This is a genomic window from Xenorhabdus yunnanensis, assembly GCF_028598805.1.
Lineage (GTDB): Bacteria > Pseudomonadota > Gammaproteobacteria > Enterobacterales > Enterobacteriaceae > Xenorhabdus > Xenorhabdus yunnanensis.
Genome location: NZ_JAQRFI010000118.1, coordinates 1 through 2,998 on the forward strand (window position 1 = coordinate 1; position 2,998 = coordinate 2,998).

Sequence of the window (2,998 nt, forward strand, 5' to 3'; positions counted from 1 at the left end):
CCTTAACCCCGCTGACCATAACCAACTATTAGGAGTAGTGACTATGGCTAAGGCGCATTCTAAGCAAAACCGGGCGGTAAATAAAGCCGCCAAAACAGAACGTTATTACACCGTGGGATACGTGCCGCAAAATGACAAAGAAGCGGCACCACCTGCCATTCATCTTAAAGGCCAGTGGCTTAAGGCAGCCGGGTTTGATAAGGGCTGTACACTCACCGTCAAGATTATGGACGGCTGTTTGGTGCTCATTCCTGACAGCGACGACACCCGCACCATTAAGCAACAGTACCAGCGCCAGCAAGACCAGCTCAGCGAAATTAAGCTGCGGGTGCGGGAGCTGATTGGGGATTATCAGGCAGGATAATGATAATAAAGCCGGGAGATCACAGGGATCTTTCCGGCTTTTTCAAATGACCAAGCCAAATAATTTTGGCTTATAATATGTAAACAGTTTATGTGCTACATACCATTTAATATTTCATCTAGCCAACTACTGTTTTTCTTCTCACACTCTATATTGCCGACAAAGAAAAACAGATCATTGTTTTTTATATCTAAATCATATTCAAAATCAGGAATGGCAAAAAGATAACTTATTTTATCTATCTTGTTTTCTTTCAATTTTATTGCAACTGGTTGAGTTATAAAATCAAAACCTGAATCTAAAATAGGATTCTCTTCTCTAGATATTTCGCCTAATTCACCTTGTTCTTTTCCATACCAAATAACAACTGCATGATCATAATCTATGAAACTATTTTCCAACTTAAAATCACGCTCAAATTTGCAGCTTTTATCTGTATTAACAAAACTATTTAAAATGGATGTATAGTCTGTTGAAGTTGAACACCAAACAGCATATTGCTCTTTCATAGTCAGTGCACCTAGTTAAAAAGGCAAATCCAGTGGGCCAAAAGGAAGTCTCTTACTAGACCATTTCCTTACAGCACTTAAGTATCCATTGATATCTTTTGCGTTATCAGCCATTGCTATCAATTCGCGGTGAGCTAATGAAGATTGAGATGAAACACCACCGGAATGAGGGAGTGTATGCGTTCCCATGACGCCATTATCATCCAAAAATTTAACTTTACCTGTAGGAGTTCTCCATTTCATATATTCATTAAATGTTACTCCCATCTCCTTGAATTTATCAGCTCTGGATACTGGCAACCATTCATGGAATCCTCCATCCTTAGAGCCACCATTTTTGCGGAGACGATCCTTTATGTTATCTCTAAATTTAGGATTATCCCAAGCCTTCATAAATTGTTCTTTAGTTGAATTATCCCAGAAATTTTCAAAGCCTTTTTTGCCCCTTCCCCAACCTCTCAAATATGCACTGCATCCAGCCAATCCATGTGGGTCTACCCATCCAGTTGGATTCTTAACGTAAGCATAGGAATTTTCACCACCCAGAAGTCCCAACGGGTCAGGCGTCAGATACTGCCCGGCCACCGGCGAATAATACCGGAACCGATTGTAGACGAGACCACTCTCTTCATCCAGCCACTGCCCGGCAAACTGAATCCCCGGATTCAGTTCCGCATTTTCACCCGGCACACCCAGACGCAGCCCGTACAGGCTTTGCGGCGGTTGCCGCCAGACCCGGTGCCCGGCTTCATCAAACAACGCCAGTGGTTCGCCCGTTGGCGCACAGACCGCGTACTGTGTCTGAATGTTTCCGGCGATAAGTTCATGCCGGTTTTCCGGGTTCAGGGTAAAGAACTGCACCTGCTGGGCCAGCAACTGCCAGCCGTCGAACACCAGATGGCGGATACTGTACAAGCGGTTGTGCCGGTACTCGCGAATTTCCGCCGGAACATCGCCATCCCACAGATAGGTGGTACGCATTCCCGCCCGCTCACACACTTTTTCCGTGCGCCGGCCGAAGGCATCATAACGATAGGCCCACTGCTGGCCGCCCGGGGTTTGTACCCCAATAAGCTGGTTCTGGCTGTTCCAGCGAAACTTGGTCAGTTGTGGACGGTGACCGTCTTCCCACAACTGCATCGCGGTCATCCGCCCCGCATCATCATATTCAAACAGGTGCTGCCCAAGCTGCCGTAAGCGGTGGCCTTTCTGGTACAGCCGTTCCCCGTCTATCTCATTGAGGCCGTCCTCAGACGGGTTCGGGTGCGGTCATACTTTTTTACGTCATTTTTCCTTTCCATATCATGCTATTAAAGTACCGTTTTTACCTGTTCGGCTAACTTTTGCGAACCCAAAACGCCGAGGTGCCTTTTCAGGATTTTTCACCGTCGGTAACGGCCGAACGCTGCCCTACTTGCTTGGGCGGCGGGCGGCCGTTCTGCGGGTGCGGGCGGCACAGAGCCTGCAAGCGGCGCCCTGCGACGCTCTGGGTCACTGGCGTTTCAGATTGGGCACGGCTTTGTATGACCGTACCGTGTTTACAAGGGAAGCCCCCTGCGGGGGCTGCACGGGGCGAAGATGGCGAGCACGGCAACGAGCAAGGAGCGAAGCGACTGCGAGCCGCGCGCAGACAATGCAGCGGGGTTGGGGCGGGGGAGGTAAAAGCGGAGGCCGCAGGCCGACCTGCCTGCAGGGTTGTTGGCTTAAGCCATGTACGGCGGCTAAAGCAGAAGGGATGTGAGCCGAATGGGGCACAGTATTTCGGTCTGGTGCGGGTTTTTGGCAGGGATTGGCTCAGTAGCTGACAGCATAAGGCACCAGCCTTGTGCGGCGGCACCTTTGCGATGTTGATAAGCGGGGGCGCCAGACATAATGCAGATTGTGCGCTGCGAACCGCTTGGCGGTATGACATTCGGTGCGGATGCTGCCCGGTGAGTGGCGCATAATCTCCCTGCATTATGTTGAGTGGGCTTTGGGCGGCCTGCACTGACTGAACGGGGACGCTGAGGCTCAGGCCGCCCATTGCCCACGTACCCCCGCTAACACCTTGGCCTCCGGGCAGTCCGGCCACGATCTGCCCCCGCACCGAACCTTAGCGAACTCAACGGGGACGGGCGGGCTGTCC

General features: G+C 50.5%; 4 protein-coding genes. 1 reads left to right on the forward strand and 3 read right to left on the reverse strand.

The genetic code is table 11. The features are described from left to right. The first annotated feature begins 43 nt into the window (after nt 1-43). Nucleotides 44-364: a SymE family type I addiction module toxin gene (locus PSI23_RS20790; protein WP_273556862.1), complete on the forward strand. Its 321-nt coding sequence runs from the start codon at nt 44-46 to the stop codon at nt 362-364. 95 nt (nt 365-459) lie between these two features. Here PSI23_RS20790 and PSI23_RS20795 read toward each other — a convergent pair whose 3' ends face one another. The 3 genes from PSI23_RS20795 to PSI23_RS20805 all read right to left on the reverse strand — a co-directional run bounded on the left by PSI23_RS20795 (nt 460) and on the right by PSI23_RS20805 (nt 2,944). After that, the gene (locus PSI23_RS20795) at nt 460-873 is read right to left on the reverse strand and encodes a hypothetical protein (protein WP_273556859.1); all 414 of its coding nucleotides are present in this window, start codon (nt 871-873) and stop codon (nt 460-462) included. Between the two features lie 15 nt (nt 874-888). Next, nucleotides 889-2,106 (reverse strand): RHS repeat domain-containing protein, encoded by a 1,218-nt coding sequence (locus PSI23_RS20800; protein ID WP_507232777.1) that lies wholly within the window; start codon nt 2,104-2,106, stop codon nt 889-891. 139 nt (nt 2,107-2,245) lie between these two features. Beyond that, complete coding sequence (locus PSI23_RS20805; protein ID WP_273556861.1) at nt 2,246-2,944, reverse strand: hypothetical protein; 699 nt, start codon at nt 2,942-2,944, stop codon at nt 2,246-2,248. Between the last annotated feature and the right edge of the window lie 54 nt (nt 2,945-2,998).

Bases quoted from the DNA above. Each gene is read 5' to 3' on its own strand.
- PSI23_RS20790 (WP_273556862.1), top strand. From the start codon at position 44: ATGGCTAAGGCGCATTCTAAGCAAAACCGGGCGGTAAATAAAGCCGCC.
- PSI23_RS20795 (WP_273556859.1), bottom strand. From the start codon at position 873: ATGAAAGAGCAATATGCTGTTTGGTGTTCAACTTCAACAGACTATACA.